This window comes from Streptomyces sp. NPDC053426 (assembly GCF_055585405.1).
Genome location: NZ_JBVJKE010000005.1, coordinates 59,974 through 78,247, shown reverse-complemented (window position 1 = coordinate 78,247; position 18,274 = coordinate 59,974). Strand labels below are relative to the sequence as shown.

The 18,274-nt window shown below is 71.6% G+C and carries 14 protein-coding genes and 1 pseudogene; 4 read left to right on the top strand and 11 right to left on the bottom strand.

Annotated features, from left to right (window positions below):
• Positions 1-170: 170 nt before the first annotated feature.
• On the bottom strand, positions 171-2,981 hold the full coding sequence (locus ACZ62B_RS12145; protein ID WP_344556285.1) for a helix-turn-helix transcriptional regulator: 2,811 nt from the start codon (positions 2,979-2,981) through the stop codon (positions 171-173).
• A gap of 156 nt (positions 2,982-3,137) precedes the next feature.
• Entirely contained in the window at positions 3,138-3,986 is an 849-nt protein-coding gene (locus tag ACZ62B_RS12140) for a helix-turn-helix transcriptional regulator (protein WP_344556645.1), read from the bottom strand.
• A 150-nt stretch (positions 3,987-4,136) separates the two neighbouring features.
• Here ACZ62B_RS12140 and ACZ62B_RS12135 point away from each other — a divergent pair, with 150 nt between their 5' ends.
• The 3 genes from ACZ62B_RS12135 (at position 4,137) to ACZ62B_RS12125 (ending at position 7,881) form a co-directional block, all read left to right on the top strand.
• A complete protein-coding gene (locus tag ACZ62B_RS12135) occupies positions 4,137-5,810 on the top strand; it encodes an AMP-binding protein (RefSeq protein ID WP_469690108.1) in 1,674 nt (557 codons plus the stop codon).
• Positions 5,807-7,417, top strand: a complete 1,611-nt coding sequence (locus ACZ62B_RS12130) for an AMP-binding protein (RefSeq protein WP_344556282.1) — start codon at positions 5,807-5,809, stop codon at positions 7,415-7,417. Before ACZ62B_RS12135 ends, ACZ62B_RS12130 begins: the two co-directional genes overlap by 4 nt.
• A 161-nt stretch (positions 7,418-7,578) precedes the next feature.
• Positions 7,579-7,881 (top strand): hypothetical protein, encoded by a 303-nt coding sequence (locus ACZ62B_RS12125; protein ID WP_344556280.1) that lies wholly within the window; start codon positions 7,579-7,581, stop codon positions 7,879-7,881.
• A gap of 68 nt (positions 7,882-7,949) precedes the next feature.
• Here the strand turns inward: ACZ62B_RS12125 and ACZ62B_RS12120 are convergent, their stop codons facing one another.
• The 6 genes and pseudogenes from ACZ62B_RS12120 to ACZ62B_RS12095 form a co-directional block, all read right to left on the bottom strand.
• Positions 7,950-8,648 carry a hypothetical protein gene (locus ACZ62B_RS12120; protein ID WP_469690105.1) on the bottom strand — a complete coding sequence of 233 codons (699 nt, stop codon included), beginning with the start codon at positions 8,646-8,648 and terminating at the stop codon, positions 7,950-7,952.
• Positions 8,648-11,611 (bottom strand): carbohydrate-binding protein, encoded by a 2,964-nt coding sequence (locus tag ACZ62B_RS12115; protein ID WP_469690103.1) that lies wholly within the window; start codon positions 11,609-11,611, stop codon positions 8,648-8,650. Before ACZ62B_RS12115 ends, ACZ62B_RS12120 begins: the two co-directional genes overlap by 1 nt.
• Before the next feature lie 47 nt (positions 11,612-11,658).
• Positions 11,659-12,207 carry a DUF2690 domain-containing protein gene (locus ACZ62B_RS12110; protein ID WP_468878993.1) on the bottom strand — a complete coding sequence of 183 codons (549 nt, stop codon included), beginning with the start codon at positions 12,205-12,207 and terminating at the stop codon, positions 11,659-11,661.
• A gap of 378 nt (positions 12,208-12,585) precedes the next feature.
• On the bottom strand, positions 12,586-13,050 hold the full coding sequence (locus ACZ62B_RS12105; RefSeq protein ID WP_468720762.1) for a GNAT family N-acetyltransferase: 465 nt from the start codon (positions 13,048-13,050) through the stop codon (positions 12,586-12,588).
• A 120-nt stretch (positions 13,051-13,170) separates the two neighbouring features.
• Positions 13,171-13,503 (bottom strand): annotated as a pseudogene (locus tag ACZ62B_RS12100) (GNAT family N-acetyltransferase); the annotation flags it as partial.
• Positions 13,504-13,633: 130 nt separating this feature from the next.
• Positions 13,634-14,302, bottom strand: a complete 669-nt coding sequence (locus ACZ62B_RS12095) for a hypothetical protein (RefSeq protein ID WP_469690100.1) — start codon at positions 14,300-14,302, stop codon at positions 13,634-13,636.
• Positions 14,303-14,504: 202 nt separating this feature from the next.
• On the opposite strand from ACZ62B_RS12095, the gene gcl reads away from it, so the two are divergent.
• Entirely contained in the window at positions 14,505-16,289 is a 1,785-nt protein-coding gene (gcl, locus tag ACZ62B_RS12090; RefSeq protein ID WP_469690098.1) for a glyoxylate carboligase, read from the top strand.
• Between the two features lie 56 nt (positions 16,290-16,345).
• On the opposite strand, the gene ACZ62B_RS12085 is transcribed toward gcl, so the two are convergent.
• The 3 genes from ACZ62B_RS12085 to ACZ62B_RS12075 form a co-directional block, all read right to left on the bottom strand.
• On the bottom strand, positions 16,346-16,963 hold the full coding sequence (locus ACZ62B_RS12085; protein WP_344556269.1) for an HAD-IA family hydrolase: 618 nt from the start codon (positions 16,961-16,963) through the stop codon (positions 16,346-16,348).
• Positions 16,964-17,026: 63 nt separating this feature from the next.
• A complete protein-coding gene (locus ACZ62B_RS12080) occupies positions 17,027-17,731 on the bottom strand; it encodes a TIGR04222 domain-containing membrane protein (RefSeq protein ID WP_344556267.1) in 705 nt (234 codons plus the stop codon).
• Between the two features lie 161 nt (positions 17,732-17,892).
• Complete coding sequence (locus ACZ62B_RS12075) at positions 17,893-18,132, bottom strand: hypothetical protein (protein ID WP_344556265.1); 240 nt, start codon at positions 18,130-18,132, stop codon at positions 17,893-17,895.
• Between the last annotated feature and the right edge of the window lie 142 nt (positions 18,133-18,274).

Sequence of the window (18,274 nt, the reverse complement as noted above, 5' to 3'; positions counted from 1 at the left end):
GGGGTGGGGGGTCGAGCACGGGGGCCTCGGGACAGGTCCCCGTGTGCCCGGCGAGCGGCACGCCGTTACGCTACGGCCCGGAGCGCGATCGTTCCAATGAGGGAACCCCCTAGGAGAGTTGGGGCAGGGAAAACCCTCGATCGCCCCAGTGGCGGCCCAGCGGCCCGGCGCTACTTCGTGCGACGGCCCGCCGCCAGCCGGACGATGTCGACCCGTGAGCGGATCCCCAGCTTGCGGTAGACCCGGGTGAGGGTCGCCTCGACGGTCTTGACGCTGATGAACAGGCGCCCGGCGATCTCCCGGTTGGTGGCGCCCTCCATCACCAGCGCGGCGACCTGCCGTTCCATCGCGGCCAGCCCGTCCAGGGCGCCCGGCGTGGCGGCGGGCGCGGTCTCCGCCTCCGCGGGACCGGCGGCCACGGCCCGCTCCACCTGGCGCAGCCACGGCAGCGCACGGCAGCGCCGGAACAGCCGAGCGGTCTCGTCGTACACCGCGGGCGCCGGGCCCCGACCGCGCAGCCGGGCCAGCGCGAAGGCGGCCCGCGCCTCCTCCAGACCGTACCCCAGTCCGGCGAGCCGCTTCTGCGCCGACGCCAACTGCGCCTGCGCCGCCTGGTGTTCACCGCGTGCCGCGCGCACCAGCGCCTCGGCGCGGTCGAGTACCGCGAGGACGCTCGCACGGTTCAGGCGCAGCGCGTGCACCCGGGTGACGTCGATGAGTTCCTGAGCCTCGCCGGGCTCGCCGATCCGCACCAGTGCCTCGGCGAGGTCGCCCTGCCAGCGGCCCCGTGCCGGGTCGCTGACGCCCATGCCGTGCTCCAGCTCCCGCACCCGGCGCAGCGAACGGACCGCGGCCTGCGCGTCCCCCGCCACCAACTGGGCGTACCCGAGGGCGGCCAGGGCGAGGGAGAGGTACAACTGGTCGCCGTCCACCTCGGCGTGGTCCGCCGCCTCGCGGGCCAGTGTCAGCGCCCGCTCCACGTCCCCGCCCGACGCCTCCGCGAGCGAGGCGAGCGTGGCCGAGGCGCTCTCGCCGATCCCGGAGTCCCGGGCCAGCCGCAGGCTCTCGCGGGCCAGGTCCAGGGCCCGGCCGCAGTGCCCGAAACGCAGTTCGGTGTCGGCGAGCAGCCGCGAGAAGTGCACCTCGCTCTCCACCATGCCGCGCCGCCGCGCCTCCCGCAGCAGCGCCGTGACGGCCGTACGGGCCTCCGGAAGCTGGTCGCTCATCAGCAGCCAGCGGAACCTCGCCATCGCGGCGCCGTTGTGGTGGCAGGCCACATCGGGATCCTGGGGCTCCTGGAGCGCCCGCTGGATGGTCGTGGGGGCGTCGGGGTGGCCCATCAGGGTCTCGGTGGACGACTGGAAGGCCAGCGCCATCAGCTCGGTGCGCCGGTCGCCGCCCCGCGCGGCCAGCTCCGCGGCGTGCGCGGCCTCCTGGCGGGACTTGGCGAAGTCGCCGTCCACCAGCACTTCCCGCCAGGCGAGCTGGTAGTGGACCAGGGCCAGCAGCCGGGGGTCGTCACCGGCGTCGGCCAGCATCTGCGGGAACACGGCGTCGACCTCGCCGAGCGCCTGCCCGGCCGCCTCGATGACCACCATCCACGCCCGCACCCGCTCGGCCGGCGCCGTCGCCCGGGTCAGCACCTCGCGCGCTATGTCCCGGGCCAGGTCGGCCTCGCCGGCGGTGATCGCGTCCTCGGCGGCCTGGAGCCGCCGCTCGTCGGGGCCGGGACCGCCGTCGGCCGGGGTGTGCCGGGCGGCGAGCAGCCCGAGCGAGGCCGCGACCGAGGGCGCCCCCCGGTCCCGGGCCAGCGCGGCGGCCTCGGCGAGCCGGGCCGCCACCTCCGGGTCGGGGCCGGTGGCGGCCAGCGCCAGGTGCCGGGCCCGTTCGATGGGGTCGGAGGCCGCCGTGGACAGCGCCGTGTGCACGGCCCGCCGCTCCCGTGCCGGGGCCTCCGCGTACAGGGCGGCCGAGATCAGCGGATGCGCGAACCGCAGCGCCGGCTCCTCGTGGTCCGTCGCCAGCAGGCCCAGCGTGGCGGCCTGCGCCGTCTCCGCCTCGGCGTTCTCCCGGCCGGCCGCGTGCAGCAGCGCCAGGGTGGGGCGGGCGCCCGCGCTGGCCACCAGCAGGGTGCGGCGCGCCTCGTCCGACAGCATCTCCAGGCGGCTCAGCACCAGGGCCCGCAGCGAGGTCGGCACCGGCAGCGGTTCGCCCGGTCTGGGCCGGGTGGGGCTCTCGGCGAGGGCGCGGCCCAGTTCGAGGGCGAACAGCGGGTTGCCGCCGCTGGTGCGGTGGATGTCCCGGGCCGTGGAGCGGGACAGGGCGGTGTAGCCGCGGTGGTCGAGGAGGGCGGACACCTGGGTCCGGGAGAACGGGCCCAGCCGCACCGCGAGCGTGTCCGGCGGGCAGGCGCGCAGATGACGGTCGTACTCCTCGCCGTCCGTGCGCACCGCGCACAGCATCCGCACCGGGCTGTCGCCGAGCCGCCGGGCGGCGAAGCCGAGGAGTTCGGCACTGGCGGAATCCAGCCACTGGAGGTCGTCGGCGACGAGGAGGACCGGCCCCTCGGCGGCCAGCGCCCGCAGCATGGACAGCACCGCGAGACGCAGTGCGAGGCCGTCCCGCTGGAGGGTGGACTCGCCGCGCCCGGTGAGTGCCGACTCCAGGGCGGTGCGCTGGGCGGCGGGCAGCCGGGCGGACACCTTGTCGAGGACCAGACCGAACAGATCGGCCAGCGCCAGGAACGGAAGATGGGATTCGGACTCCGTGGCGGAGCAGCGCAACACCGTCCCCGTCGTACCGGCGTTTTCCGCCGCGAGTGCCCGCAGCACGGTCGATTTTCCTATTCCCGCCGGGCCGTGCAGCAGCACGCTGCCCCCGCGGGCGAGCTGCCCCCGTGCCTCGGAGTACAGCTCCTCCCGGCCTATGACCAGGTCGGGGCGGCTCCTGGCAGGCTCCTTGAAGTCCCGTCGCACGGTCACCGCTCCCCTCCGTGTGGCGTGTCCTGGCCAATATTAGGCAACAGGCTCCTTAATTCCGGACGGACCGTGTAGTGAGGCAAATTACAGCGGACCGTGCGACGGTGAAATCCAAAGCCGTACCACTGGTAATACCCACCTCGGGAAAACACCGCAAACCTACGGCAACCACCCCGCCCGGCGGGCCGCGACCACGGCCTGCCCCCGGGTCCGCACCCCCAGCTTCCGCATCGCCGACCGCAGGTACGCCTTGACGGTCTCGGCCGTCACCCCCAGCCGCTCCGCCGCCGCCCCGTTGGTCGCCCCCGCCGCCACACAGGCGAGCACGTCCACCTCCCGGGGTGCGAGCCGCACCGCCGGGGACGGGGCGGTGCCCGCGGTGAGCAGGGCGCACGCGTCGAGCAGCTCGGCCCGCAGCACGGGATCCGTGATCCGCGGCGCCAGCGCCCGCAGCGCCGCGTGCGCCTCCCGCACCTGCTCCCGGGCCGCCCCGGCCGCCGGATCGGGCCGCCCCGCCCCCGGACCGGCCGTCCCCGGACCGGCCGCCGCCACCAGCGCCGCCGCCTCCTCCCGTACCACCAGCGCCTGCTCCACGTCCCGCGCCGCCTGGACCGCCGCGCCGAGCGTGCGGTCACCGAGCGGGTGCGCCGCGCGCAGGGCGCCGTAGAGCACCGCCCGCACCCGACGCCGTACGACCACGGGCACGGCGACGACGGCGCGCAGGCCCTCGGCGGCGACCGGGAGGTCGTACTCGTGGCTGATCTGCCGCGAGACGGAGTAGTCCGTCACCGCGCACGGCCGGGCCAGCGCCACCGCCTTGCCGCCCAGACCGTTGCCCGAGGTCACCGCGAGCGCGCTCAGCGCGGGCGTCGCGGTGCCGCTCAGCTCGCTGATGCGCACCTGCCGCCGGCCGGGCTCCACCAGTCCGCCGAAGGCGACCGGCAGCCCGGTCGCGCGCCGCAGCCGGGCCAGCGCCCCGCGGATCTCCACCGCGTCGCCCGCCCTCATCGGGTCAGCCGTCACCTGTTCACCCCTTCACCACGCTCTCCGCGCGGCGCACACCCCCGTTCGGGGGTAGTGAGACACGCATCACGGATTACACGATGGGGAAGAGCCGCCCGGCAATGGTCCGGCACGGTCCGGCACGAGGAGGAGCAGATGACGACGGCGACGGAGGCCTTCCGCAGGGCCCGGGACTTCCTGCTGGAACACCGCGAGGACTACGCCACCGCCCACCGGGACTTCGCCTGGCCCCGGCCCGACCGGTTCAACTGGGCGCTCGACTGGTTCGACGTGATCGCGGACGGCAACGACCGCACCGCCCTGCACCTCGTCGAGGAGGACGGGGACGAGACCCGGCTGTCCTTCGCCGACCTGGCCCGCCGCTCCGACCAGGTCGCCAACTGGCTGCGACAGCGGGGCGTGGCCGCCGAGGACCGGGTGCTGGTGATGCTCGGCAACCAGGCCGAGCTGTGGGAGACCGCCCTGGCCGCGATGAAGCTGCGCGCCGTGGTCATCCCGGCCACCCCGCTGCTCGGCCCCGCCGACCTGCGCGACCGCGTCGAGAGGGGCCGCGTCCGCCATGTGATCGCGCGCGCCGCCGACACCGCGAAGTTCGACGAGGTGCCCGGCGGCTACACCCGGATCGCGGTGGGGGAGGGGGCCCGCGAGAACTGGCTGCCGTACGCGGACGCCTACGGCGCCGCCGAGCACTTCGCGCCCGACGGGCCCACCCTCTCCGACGACCCGCTGATGCTGTACTTCACCTCCGGCACCACCGCCCGCCCCAAACTGGTCGAGCACACCCACACCTCGTACCCCGTCGGCCACCTGGCGACCATGTACTGGATCGGCCTGCGCCCCGGCGACGTGCACCTCAACATCTCCTCGCCCGGCTGGGCCAAGCACGCCTGGTCCAACCTGTTCGCCCCGTGGAACGCCGAGGCGACCGTCTTCCTGCACAACTACACCCGTTTCGACGCGCCCCGCCTGATGGCCGAGATGGACAAGGCCGGCGTCACCACGTTCTGCGCCCCGCCGACCGTGTGGCGCATGCTCATCCAGTCCGACCTGGGCCGGCTGCGCACCCCGCCCCGCGAGGTCGTCGCCGCCGGCGAACCGCTCAACCCCGAGGTCATCGAGCAGGTCCGGCGCGCCTGGAACGTCACCATCCGGGACGGCTTCGGCCAGACCGAGACCGCCGTCCAGGTCTCCAACAGTCCCGGCCAGGTCCTCAAGACCGGCTCCATGGGCCGCCCCAGCCCCGGCTACCGCGTCGAACTCCTCGACCCGGTCTCCGGCGCGCCCGGCGCCGCCGAGGGCGAGATCGCGCTGGACCTCTCCGACCGCCCGGTGGGCCTGATGACCGGCTACCACGGCGACCCGGACCGTACGGCCGAGGCGATGGCCGGCGGCTACTACCGGACGGGCGACATCGGCTCCCGCGACGAGGACGGATACATCACCTACGTCGGTCGCGCGGACGACGTCTTCAAGGCGAGCGACTACAAGATCAGCCCCTTCGAACTGGAGAGCGCCCTGCTGGAGCACGAGGCGGTCGCCGAGGCGGCCGTCGTGCCCGCCCCGGACGCGCTGCGGCTGGCCGTGCCCAAGGCGTACATCGTGCTCGCGGAGGGCTGGGAGCCCGGCCCGGACACCGCGAAGGTGCTCTTCGAGCACTCCCGCGAGGCGCTCGCCCCGTACAAGCGCATCCGCCGCCTGGAGTTCGGCGAGCTGCCCAAGACGGTCTCCGGCAAGATCCGCCGCATCGAGCTGCGCGAGGCCACGGCCGCCGGCTCCACCGACGAGTACCGCGAGGAGGACTTCCGGTGACCGCACCCCTGTCGTACAGCCACGGCACCAGTACGACCCCACTGCTCGGCGACACCATCGGCGCCAACCTCGGCCGGGCCGTCACCGCGTGGCCCGACCGCGAGGCCCTCGTCGACGTGCCGTCCGGACGGCGCTGGACCTACGCCGAGTTCGGCGCCGCCGTCGACGAGGTGGCGCGCGGACTGCTGGCGAAGGGCGTCGGGACGGGCGACCGGGTCGGCATCTGGGCCGTCAACTGTCCCGAGTGGGTCCTGGTGCAGTACGCCACCGCCCGCATCGGCGTCATCATGGTGAACATCAACCCGGCCTACCGGGCTCACGAGTTGGAGTACGTGCTCAAGCAGTCCGGGATCTCACTGCTGGTCTCCTCGCTCGCCCACAAGGGCAGCGACTACCGGGCGCTGGTGGACCAAGTGCGCGGAGCCTGCCCCGATCTGCGGGAGACCGTCTACATCGGCGACCCGTCCTGGGACGCGCTGACCGAGGGCGCGTCCGCCGTGCCACCGGAGCGACTCGACGAGATCGCCGCCGGGCTGAGCTGCGACGACCCGGTCAACATCCAGTACACCTCGGGCACGACGGGCTTCCCGAAGGGCGCCACGCTCTCCCACCACAACATCCTCAACAACGGCTACTGGGTGGGCCGCACCGTCGGCTACACCGAACAGGACCGGGTCTGCCTGCCGGTGCCGTTCTACCACTGCTTCGGCATGGTCATGGGCAACCTGGGCGCCACCTCCCACGGCGCCTGCGTCGTCATCCCGGCCCCCTCCTTCGAGCCGAAGGCCACCCTGGAGGCCGTCCAGCGGGAGCGCTGCACCTCGCTCTACGGCGTGCCCACCATGTTCATCGCCGAGCTGAACCTGCCCGGCTTCGCGTCGTACGACCTCACCTCGCTGCGCACCGGCATCATGGCGGGCTCGCCGTGCCCGGTGGAGGTGATGAAGCGGGTGGTCGCCGAGATGCACATGGAGGAGGTCTCCATCTGCTACGGCATGACCGAGACGTCTCCCGTGTCGCTCCAGACCCGCATGGACGACGACCTGGAACACCGCACCGGCACCGTCGGCCGGGTGCTGCCGCACATCGAGGTCAAGGTCGTCGACCCGGCCACCGGGGTGACCCGACCGCGCGGCACCGCGGGGGAGTTGTGCACCCGTGGCTACAGCGTGATGCTCGGCTACTGGAACGAGCCGGAGAAGACCGCCGGGGCCGTCGACGCGGGCCGCTGGATGCACACCGGGGACCTCGCGGTGATGCGCGAGGACGGCTACGTGGAGATCGTCGGCCGCATCAAGGACATGATCATCAGGGGCGGGGAGAACATCTACCCGCGCGAGGTCGAGGAGTTCCTCCACGCCCACCCGAAGATCGCGGACGTCCAGGTCGTCGGGGTCGCGCACGAGCGGTACGGCGAGGAGGTGCTCGCCTGCGTCATCCCGCGCGATCCGGCCGACCCGCTCACCCTGGAGGAACTGCGCGCCTTCTGCGCGGACCGCCTCGCCCACTACAAGATCCCGAGCCGGCTCCAGCTCCTCGACGCCTTCCCGATGACGGTGTCCGGGAAGGTGCGCAAGGTGGAGCTGCGGGAGCGGTACGGCACGTGAGGCCAAGACGGACTCGTATTTCCGAATTACGGGGGTGTTTTCACTTACGAGGCGCCTTGCCGGTCGGTGGATCCAGATGGATACAATGCGCTTCCGGTGATCTGGCAGAAGAGGGCGTTGTGAAGAAAGCGCGTATATGTATCGTGGTGGCGGCCACTCTCATGGCCACTCTCACGGCCGCCTCGTGCAGCGGAAGTGATACGTCCGTCGACACGTCCCGCCTGTCGGACCGGGAAAAGGAATGGGTCGAGTTCTCCTATGCGCACGAGAAGAACGACGAGATCAAACAGGCGTGGGGAGATCTGACCGCCGAAGGCGTCAAATCCTACCTCGATCAGCAGCGTCCCCGTCTGTGCGGCGACACGGCGTCACTGATGCAGAGCCTGAAGGAAGCGGGTTACGAGGCGGGCGAAATGCAGGAGTACAAGCAGAAGACCGAAGAACTCATCTGCTCGCCCCTGTAGAGCGGATTGTTCGACAGGAGCGAAGGTCCCCGCCGGGGACGGCGGGGACCTTCGCGTCCGAAAGCCGGTCACTCGCTCCGCGCCACCGCGCCCCCGAGGACCCTCAGCGAGTACTTGTCATACGCCCGGTGCAGAACCATCGTCACCGGCCCCGAGGTGAACACCCCGCTGACGACGTACTCCTTCTTGTTCCCCGTCTCGGCGACCCTTTTCGCATACAGCGAGTCGGTTTCCTTCTTCGCCTGCTCGAGCCACGAGGACGCCTTGCTGTGGTCGACTCCCGCCACATCGAGTCCCGTACAGGCGGCGAGGAAGCCGAAACCGTCGGACCGGTCCGCGCCGACTCTGCACAGGAGGGACGACAAGTTCTCGTGATCGGCGTATCCGGCCGAAACCGTCATCCCCTTCCCGTCGCGTCCGTGGACGTAGGTTCTTTCCTTCCCGTCGGGCATCTCCTGTTCGACGGGTGCGTCCAGCTTCAGCTTCCAGTCCTTCGAGAGCCCGGTGAGGAAGTCCTTCCCGGTGTATCCGGTGGCCATCGTGTCCGCCGCGCCGAAGCTGGGCTGCTTGTCGCTGGTCACCGCGTGCTTCGGCAGATCGGCGGCACGTGGTGCGGTCCGCGTCCCGGATGCCTCGGGACGGGGCGCCGCGGCCTTCGAGCGGTCGGACGCTGTCGTCGTGGAGTCGCCCCGGCCGCAGGAGACGGCTCCCGCCGCGCCGATGACGACGGTCATCAGCACGGCGGGAACACGGAGGGCGGCGCGCATCACAGGCCACCGTCGACAAGGGCGCACGGGCCGGGATCCGCGTAGTTGAACGGAACGAAGGCGATCGCGTCGAACACCACGTTGTCGTCTCCGGTGCCGCCCTTGTGGATGTTGTCCATCTCGATCCGGCCACCCTTCCAGAAGGTGAAGGTGCCCATCTCGAACCAGGTGTCCTTCCCCGCGCTGCGCGTTCCCTGGTTGACGTTGCAGTAGTCGGGTTTGGCGCCCGCCGTGTTGTCACCCGGGATGAAGTCGTACCGGACGACCGCTTCCGCTCCGTGGGCGGGCAGGTGGACAAAGACCTTGTAGCGCTGGCCGGGCTGGTCTCCGGAGGGGAGCTTGGCCTGGTTGACCTGCCACCGGCCGGTGACCCTGTGGAAGGGCTCGGTGTATTCGTAGCTGTGCGTGAAGTAGACGTGGTGGTCGTACCCGGCGCCGAGCTGGTGGAGGTCGATGCCGGCGATGTAGGGGGTCGCGCGGAACGATCCGTCTTCCCTCTGCATGGTGAAGTTGTCGCCGACCTGGAGGGTGAACTTGCCGTCGTCGGCCGCCTCGAAGTCCCCGCACCCGTAGGTGTCCTCGTGCTCTCCGAGGTTGTCGACGATGATGGCACCGGTGTAGACGCTCGGGTGGTCGATGCACGGGCCGTGACCGTACTTGCTCTGGAGCGCGGGCTCTCCCGAGCCGAGCGAGTAGCTGAGCTTCTCGGTGCTGGAGTTACCGCTGCTCTGCGAGCCGCCCATCCAGTTCACCGAGGCGTCCCAGCGGCACTGCTCGTCCCAGCTCGGGCACGGGTCGGCCGCGCCCGGGTCGCACGCGTTGACGCCGGGGTCGCAGAACAGGTCGTGGGGGGCGTCCGTGATGCGGCCGAGCGGCATGTTCGGCTCGGCGTACGACTCTTCTCCGTTCCAGGTCAGCTGTGGGGTCTCGGCCCAGCCGAGGACCTTCTCCTGGTAGCTCCATTCGCTGGGGGTGGAGGCGTCCTCGTAGCTGTCGCGCAGGAACAGGTGCCGGTCGGCGGGGTAGCTCGGGTTGATCGGGTTGTTGAAGAAGCCCAGACCGACGGAGCCGGAGGTGTAGACGCCGGAGTTGTAGCCCCACAGCGCCGTGTACCAGTTCTCGATGTAGGCCGGGTTGCCGTTGTTGGTGTTCATGCCCAGCGCCTTGAGCTGGTTCCACTTCTCGGCCAGGATCTCCAGACCGGCGGCGATGTTCGCCGCGTAGTCGGTGGTGATGGCGCCGGCGCGCAGGGCGTCGTACTGCGTGGAGTGCTCCCAGGACATGCCGGTCGTCACCTGGGCGATGCCGTAGCCGCAGTCGGCCTTGGACCGGTCGGGGTAGTAGTGGATGCCGTTCTCGTTGCCGAACCAGTCCGACCTGGTGACGTTGCCCGAGTCACCGTTCATGGAGTGCCAGGAGGCCTGCTTGAAGTTGGACTCCTGGGCGAGGATGCCCAGCATGACCTGTGCGGGGATATCGCCTCCGCCGGTCAGTCCCGGCTTGGGGAACAGGCCCTGCGGGGTGTAGGCGGCAAGCCCGGTGTCGTGCCAGTTCTGCGGGCGGGTGATCGTCAGGGTGCCGTGAACGGCCTGGTCGACCGCCCACTCGACCTGGTTCGCGCTGGCCTGGAGAGCCTGGCGCTTGGGGTCGTTGCGCTTGACGATGCAGGGGGTTTCCATCTGCCCGATCAAGCCGTAGTGGTCCGCACCGGACCCGGACAGGCACTGTGATTCCGGCCCGCCCTCGCCGCAGGTGGGAGGATCGTCGTCATCGGCCGTGACGAACGCGGCCGGGTCCATCGGCAGCGAGGTGTCCGGCTTCGGCCGCCTGCGGTCGGCGTCCACGAGCGTGGTGGCCTTCGCACCGGTCTTGAGCGCGGTCGCCTTGACGGTCAGCGTTCCGGCGCCCTGCTTCGAGGCGGAGCCGATGCGGGTGGTGAGGCCCTTCATCTGCTCGGAGAACACCGAGTGGGTCACCAGGTGACGGTGGCGGGAGATCCCGGTCACGCGTCCGTCCACGGCGTGCTTGAAGAGCCCCGGGGCGTCGCTGGTGACGATCTCCTTCACCTGCCCGACGACCGCGGCGCCGTCGGCCACCGGGAGGAGTTTGACCTTCCCCTTGGGGGCTCGGCCCAGTTCGGTGAAGTCCTCGCCGTCGAAGCGGGAGATGACGCTGCTCTTGCCGTCGACCGTGCCGATGTCCACGGTCCCGTTCTTCGAGGCGGTCAGCGCGAACATCGGGCCGGGCACCGCGGCGAGCTTGCGGGCGGACAGCTTCTTGCCGTTGCCCTTGAGGTCGACGAGGTTGCCGTCGAGCACGCCGAACGTGCCCTTCCGCGTGGGCGTGACATGGGTCAGGAAACCCTTGACCGTGCGGCGGGAGGACACCGCTCCGGTGGCCGCGTCGACCGATATGACCGTCGTCGAGCCGGCGGACTTGTCGGTGGCCGAACTGGAGGTGAACGCCACTTCGTCGCCCGCTCCGCAGCCCGGCGCGAAGTACGCCAGCTGCACCCGGCCGGGAACCTCGGTGACCTTGCCGTCGGAGAGACGGATCACCGCGGCGAACGCGCCCCTCGCGTACGCGCCGGGCTCGTTGGACCACATCGACGGGGCGTACACCGCCGCCGCGTAGTCCCCTGACCCCGTGGTGCAGACGTAGCCCGTCCACGGGCCGACGTCCGACAGTTCCTTGCGGTTGAGGCGGGCGATCTCATAGAAGGAGAACGCGTCGCTCTCCCTCGCCGCGAGGATGTGCAGCCCCTCGGCGTCGCCGGTGGCCTGCACGATGGCGTCCGACGAAGAGGCGTAACCGGATCCCAGCTCCTTGCCGGGTGTGGAGAACAGACCGGGCGCCGTGTCGTCCGCGGCGGCAGGGGCCGTCTGCACCGTGGTGTCCGAGGAAACCAGCGGGACCACGACCGCGGACGCCGCCACCAGGCTCAGAGCCATCAGCGGGTTCATGGAGAAATATCTCCTGAGACCTCTTCCACTTCTGCGCATCGTCTTCCTCACAGCCAATCCGTACAGCTGCCGTGGGTGGTCGGGAGGCTCGCGTCGACCGGTTTGTCCGATGTGGCGGTGGGGTTGTTGATGATGTACTTCAGTGGCTCGGGGTCGTATCGCGTGTGGACGTCGTTCCAGCACGCCTTCGCCGTCGTGGTCTTCCAGTTCTCCATCACGGTGTAGTCGCCCGCCACGCCGTCGGGCAGCGGGCCCGACGCGGTGGACCGCTGAATGCCGCCGTCGGGATCACGTGTCGACCACAGCGTCAGGTACACGTAGTCGGGCGACGTGTCGAGATCGCGTGAGACCTTCGCCCATACGCCCTGACACTGCGGTGACCACATCAGCCGCACCACGACCGACGCGTCCGGCTCGGCCACCTGCTGCAGGATCTCGGCGTCGTCGTCACACCCCATCTGAACGGGGTCCTTGCCCGAACAGGTGGCCCGCCAGCAGTCGGCGGCGGCTGCCGGGGACGCCTGGATTCCCTGGAAGGCTCCGGCCAGCAGCGTCAGGGCCGCCGCGGGCGGCCCCCATCTGCGTATGCCTTGCACGCATATCACCTCGGATTTTCCTTTTCCGTGCCGCGTCGAGCGCGGCACGTCCTGCCGTTTGTGCATGGATGTGACGCCGAGTCGGTCGATGCATGGTGCACTCGACCGCACGCCGCCCACAGGTTGCCCATCAAGATCCCGTAAGAAAACCCAAGCCGGTAAAGGGTTGATCAAGTTGTTCGCGGCCGGCGAGAGGTTGTCGCATTTCCCGACGTGATGGCTCTGTTTCCCGTGAGCGGGGTGATTTCAGTGGTCCTGCGGCAGGGGTGGCGCGTTGAGCCTTTTGCCCTTTCGCGCCGAATCGGGGCGAAGGGCGAGGGCCGACGGCCTCTCCGGTATTTCCCGTATTTCCCGGAGAGGGCGTCTCGTGACGTCGTGTCAGGCGACGGTCCGCCGGAAGACCTGCCGGGAGCCGCCCTCCGGACCCGGAGCGGCGGCCTCGGCGGGGGTGAAGCCGAGCCGCTCGTAGAAGACGCGGGCGCCGCTGACGACGGCACCGGGGTGGTCGGCCCCGAAGGTGACCACCTCGATGTCACCCGGCCCGCGCACCCACCGGCGCGTCGCCTCCGCCATCAGCGCGCCGCCGACGCCCTTCCCCCGCGCCCGGTGCGAGACGACGAGCCAGTGCACGTGATACGTCGGCGCCTCGCCCCCGAACAGCAGTCCGCCGAGGAGGTCCGGCCCCGAGGACTCGGCGACGAGCGCCAGGGAGCCGGCGATGTGCTCCCGCACCGCGTCGTGGAAGCCCGGCTCCTCGACCATCGGGCCGAACCACTGCTCGACCTGGGCGGCCAGGCCGAGGAAACCGGGGAGGTCCCGCTCACGCGCCGGCCTGATCGTCATCCGGGCGGTCCGGCTCTCCTGCCGCGGGTGCGGGGGAAGGTCCCGGCGCATGCACACGCGCGGCCACCGGTCGAGTCCGTGCCCGGCCTCCTCGGCGCGGATCCGCCGCAGGCCCGGCGTGAGTTCGGGCTCGCTCAGCGCGCGGAAGCCGAGGCGCGCGTAGTACGGGGCGTTCCACGGGACATCGGCGAACGTGGTCAGCGTCAGCGCGGTCAGGCCCTGTTCGCGGGCGTGGGCGGCGGCGTGGTCGAGCAGCGCCCGGCCCACGCCCCGGCGGGCGGCGTCCGGGTGGACGGAGACCTGCTCCACGTGGAGGGCGTCGTCCACGGGTTCGGCGGTCAAGTACGCCACGGGCCGGTCTCGTTCGTCGGCCGCCACCCAGCAGCGGCCCGCCCGGCGGTAACGCTCCAGCACGTCCGGTGCGGGCGGGTCGTCGTCGGCGATCTCCGGCATGCCGAGGTCGCGGAACGGGGTGCCGGCGGCCCGTTCGATGTCCTGGAGGGCGGGCAGTTCACCGGGTTCGGTGGGACGGATGCGCATCCGCCGAGTATCGGATGCCGGTGGCGGGTTCGTCGCCGGGATTTCAGGACCCGTCGGTGTCCAGCGCCTCGGCGGGTCCGTTCACCGGCCGCGGGGTGCCGGTGGGGCCGAGCAGGAACAGGGGGACGTCCAGCGCGTCGGCGCGGGCGCGCGCCTCCTCGGTGTAACCGGCGACGGTGAGGTACAGGCAGACGGCGGACTCGGTCATCGCCGTCAGCCACAGGCACTCCACGTCCCGCGGGGTCGCCGGGCGTGCCGACGGGCCGACCTGGGCGAGGACGCCGCGGCCCGCCAGTTCGACACCGGACGGGGAGCGCCGGCCGGTGCGGCGGACGTCCTCGTGGCCGAGCCGGCGCAGATGCAGCACGGCGGCCGTGACCGCGTCCCGGTCCGCGTCCCGCGCGGGACGGGCGGCGGAGGCCTCGGGGCGCACCGCCGGGGCGGGCGCCCGGGGCCCGGCCACCGGGATCAGCAGCACCGTCCCGCACGGGCACCCCAGTTCCGGCCGCGGCCACTCGCCACGGCGCCCGCAGCGCCCGCACCGCACGGCGACCCACTCCTCGTCCCAGGAGCGGTGCCCGGCCGGGCCGGCCACCCCGTCCAGGTCCAGCGGCGGTGTGACGGGCGCGCCGCACGCGCAGGGGTACGACGGTGCCGTGTAGCGGTGCGAGCGCCGACAGGCGGGGCAGCGCACCGGCACGCTCTCGGGCATGGTCCCACTCCCGTGTTCTCGAGGCGGTGCCCATCGTCCTCCACCGGTCCGCCGTGTGTCCGGCACTTGCCCCTCTCTTGACGGCTTCGGCCACCCACCCTACATTCATTCCAGATAGTAGAAATTATTTTCCACCATGCGGAAGTGCTCACCGCGGGGCGCGACGGGAGTACGCATCCGACAGCCGAAGCAGGAGTACTCGATGGCTCGAATGACCGCTGCCCGCGCGGCAGTTGAGATTCTCAGGCGTGAGGGCGTCACCGACGCGTTCGGTGTCCCGGGCGCGGCGATCAACCCCTTCTACGCGGCGCTCAAAGCCTCCGGCGGCATCACCCACACCCTCGCCCGCCACGTCGAGGGCGCCTCGCACATGGCCGAGGGCTACACCCGCACCCACCCCGGCAACATCGGCGTGTGCATCGGCACCTCCGGACCGGCCGGCACCGACATGATCACCGGCCTGTACTCCGCGACCGGCGACTCCGTCCCGATCCTGTGCATCACCGGCCAGGCCCCGACCGCCGTGATCCACAAGGAGGACTTCCAGGCCGTCGACATCGCCTCCATAGCCAAGCCGGTCACCAAGATGGCGGTGACCGTCCTGGAGGCCGCGCAGGTCCCCGGCGTCTTCCAGCAGGCCTTCCACCTGATGCGCTCCGGGCGGCCCGGCCCCGTCCTGATCGACCTGCCGATCGACGTGCAGCTGACGGAGATCGAGTTCGACCCGGACACCTACGAGCCGCTCCCGGTCTACAAGCCCGCCGCGTCCCGCGCCCAGATCGAGAAGGCGATCGGCATGCTGAACGCCGCCGAACGCCCGCTGATCGTCGCGGGCGGCGGTGTCATCAACGCCGACGCGGCCGAACTGCTCGTCCAGTTCGCCGAGTTGACCGGCACCCCGGTGGTGCCGACCCTGATGGGCTGGGGCGTCATCCCCGACGACCACGAGCTCAACGCCGGCATGGTCGGCCTGCAGACCTCGCACCGCTACGGCAACGCGACCTTCCTGGAGTCCGACTTCGTCCTCGGCATCGGCAACCGCTGGGCCAACCGCCACACCGGGAGACTCGACGTCTACACGGCCGGCCGCACCTTCGTGCACGTCGACGTCGAACCCACCCAGATCGGCCGGATCTTCGCCCCCGACTACGGCATCGCCTCCGACGCGCGCGCCGCGCTGGAGCTGTTCGTCGAGGTGGCGAAGGAGCTGAGGGCCGAGGGCCGGCTGCCCGACCGCTCCGCCTGGGCGGCCGCCGCGCAGGAGAAGCGCACCACCCTCCAGCGCCGTACGCACTTCGACGACGTCCCGATCAAACCGCAGCGCGTCTACGAGGAGATGAACAAGGCCTTCGGCCCCGAGACGCGGTACGTCTCCACCATCGGCCTCTCGCAGATCGCCGGCGCGCAGATGCTGCACGTCTACCGGCCCCGGCACTGGATCAACTGCGGCCAGGCGGGCCCGCTCGGCTGGACCGTCCCGGCCGCGCTCGGCGTGGCGAAGGCCGACCCCGAGGCGCAGGTCGTCGCCCTGTCCGGCGACTACGACTTCCAGTTCATGATCGAGGAACTGGCGGTCGGGGCGCAGCACAGGATCCCGTACGTCCACGTCCTGGTGAACAACGCCTACCTGGGCCTGATCCGCCAGGCGCAGCGGGCGTTCGACATCGACTTCCAGGTCAAGCTGGAGTTCGAGAACGTCAACGCCCCGGAGCTGGGCGTCTACGGCGTCGACCACGTCAAGGTCGCCGAGGGCCTGGGCTGCAAGGCGATCCGGGTGACCGACCCGAACGAACTGGGCGCGGCCCTGGAGCAGGCCAAGAAGCTCGCGGCGGAGTTCCGGGTCCCGGTCGTCGTCGAGGCGATCCTGGAACGCGTCACCAACATCTCCATGTCGACGACCAACGACATAGGAGACGTCACCGAGTTCGAGGAACTCGCGACCGAACCGGCCCACGCCCCGACGTCGATCAGGCCCCTGAAGAGCTGACCACCCGCACCCGCCCGGGGGCGGCCCGTCCCGGTGGCGGGCCGCCCCTCCCGCCGTCAGGCGTCGGGCAGGAAGCTCAGCGCCCTCCGGAGGTCGGCGGGCGTGCGGTAGTGCACACCGGTCATCCCGAGGGCGACGGCGGCCTCGACGTTCTCCAGCCGGTCGTCCACGAACAGGCACCGGTGGGCGGCCGCCCCTGCCCGCTCGGCCGCGATCTCGTAGATCGCCCGGTCGGGCTTGGCCACTCCCACCCGAGCGCTGCTGACCACGTGGTCCGCGAGATCCGCCAGCCCCATCGACGCGAGGTCGCGCTCCAGTTCCGAGGTCGCGTTCGTCACCAGGACCAAGGGCATGTGTCCCCGCACCCGACGCAGCAGGTCCACCACCACGTCATCGGCGCGGAACGGGGCGTCGGCGAGCGCCTTCCCCAGCTCGCGGGCGCGCGCCGGCGGCACCCGGCCGGAGAGCGCCGACGCGATGGAGTCCACCCACTCCTCCGTGGTGATCCTGCCGAGGAGGAGCGGCAGGTCCACTTCAGGGGCGTAGGCCGCTTCCGCCGTGGTGCCCTCGGCCAGTCCCGAGGCACGCTCCAGCTCGGCCACCGGAGCGGTGTCGTAGAAGCGGATCACGTTGTCGAGGTCGCACAGCACCGCGTCGAAGGGTCTGCTGGACATGCCGGTGATCGTCACCGCCCTTGAATAGCACAGCGCCGGACCGCCGTCGGAGGGAAGGCGGGCTCAGTTCGAGCCGCCTCCGCAGCCGCCCCCGCCTCCGCAGCCACCTCCCCCGCCGCAGTAGGTGTGGCCGCCGCCGCCCCCGTAGGTGCCGCCGCCCGGGGAGTGGCGGAGGCCCTTCTCCCTGAGGTCGATCCGCTCGGTCAGGCCCGCCCGGAGGGCGAAGCGCGGAACGAGGACGGTCAGGGCGTCCTTGCCGTGCAGGGCTATGGCGAGCAGTTTCTCGTGGTCCGGCCGGCCGTGCCGGCTCGTCGGCAGCGGATACGCCTTCCGCAGGACCTTCAGCCGCCGGCGGGCGGCCCTGGTCGGTCCGAGCAGCAGCGGGTACCGCAGCATCCCCGCCTCGGCCAGCCCCACCCGCAATTCGGCCACCGCCCAGCGGACATCCGGGTGCCGGACCAGCTCCCGTGGCTCGGAGGGCTCGGCCAGACAGTGGTGGACCGCGCTCTCCAGGTACGACGCCCGCATCTCGCCCGTGACGGCCTCCGTCCGCCCCTGGACGTCCTCCAGCGGGACCCCGGGCGGCGGCAGCGGGGGCAGGGCCCGCCCCGCCTCCCCGTCGACCGCCCGTACCGTACCCGGCGCGCCCGCCTCGACCGCGCCCCGCAGATGCAGGGCGACGACGGCCACCGTGACCGCGGCGAGCGGGCCGCCGGCCAGCAGGGCGAGCTCGTGCGGCGTCCCCCGGACGCCTCCGGTGCCGGTCATGGCATGACACCCCCTCGGCAGGGGCCCGCCGCCCCCGTGCCGGCGGGCCCCGTGTGCCAGGAGTGTGCCCGCCCGCGGTGGCGGTCCAAGCGTTTCGGGCCGTCTTCAGAGGTTCATTTGAGGGTGGCGTACCCGGCGTACAGCCGATGCCGTAGCGGCGCTCAGGTCGTCTCGTGGTGCTCCGACAGTCCCGGCCAGTCGTCGGGGCCGCCGCCCTGCCACTCGATCAGGTCCGTCCCCTCGACGTCGGTGACGTACAGATCGGCCAGCCGCAGGATCTCGCCCACGTCGTCGACGTGCGTGGCGATGCCCAGCGTGTCGTCGCCGGAGGTGACCCGCCGGGAGCCGTCCAGGGCCGGGGAGTGCACCACGATGTGCGGATGCTCCGTTGGATGTGCCATGCCCCCAGGCTGCTGCGCACCGGACGGATCCGCACCCCGGACGCCGGGAAGCGCCCGGACGCGGGACCGTCCGCATCCGGGCGCTGCAAGGGGGACGGGCCAGGGACCGCGGCGGCCGCGACGGCTTCGGGACCCCTCCCCT

Coding starts and splice junctions, on each gene's coding strand:
- ACZ62B_RS12140 (WP_344556645.1), bottom strand. CDS start 3,986: ATGAGGGCGGGCGACGCGGTGGAGATCCGCGGGGCGCTGGCCCGGCTG.
- ACZ62B_RS12135 (WP_469690108.1), top strand. CDS start 4,137: ATGACGACGGCGACGGAGGCCTTCCGCAGGGCCCGGGACTTCCTGCTG.
- ACZ62B_RS12125 (WP_344556280.1), top strand. CDS start 7,579: ATGGCCACTCTCACGGCCGCCTCGTGCAGCGGAAGTGATACGTCCGTC.
- ACZ62B_RS12120 (WP_469690105.1), bottom strand. CDS start 8,648: ATGCGCGCCGCCCTCCGTGTTCCCGCCGTGCTGATGACCGTCGTCATC.
- ACZ62B_RS12115 (WP_469690103.1), bottom strand. CDS start 11,611: ATGAACCCGCTGATGGCTCTGAGCCTGGTGGCGGCGTCCGCGGTCGTG.
- ACZ62B_RS12105 (WP_468720762.1), bottom strand. CDS start 13,050: ATGACGATCAGGCCGGCGCGTGAGCGGGACCTCCCCGGTTTCCTCGGC.
- ACZ62B_RS12095 (WP_469690100.1), bottom strand. CDS start 14,302: ATGCCCGAGAGCGTGCCGGTGCGCTGCCCCGCCTGTCGGCGCTCGCAC.
- gcl (WP_469690098.1), top strand. CDS start 14,505: ATGGCTCGAATGACCGCTGCCCGCGCGGCAGTTGAGATTCTCAGGCGT.
- ACZ62B_RS12085 (WP_344556269.1), bottom strand. CDS start 16,963: ATGTCCAGCAGACCCTTCGACGCGGTGCTGTGCGACCTCGACAACGTG.
- ACZ62B_RS12080 (WP_344556267.1), bottom strand. CDS start 17,731: ATGACCGGCACCGGAGGCGTCCGGGGGACGCCGCACGAGCTCGCCCTG.
- ACZ62B_RS12075 (WP_344556265.1), bottom strand. CDS start 18,132: ATGGCACATCCAACGGAGCATCCGCACATCGTGGTGCACTCCCCGGCC.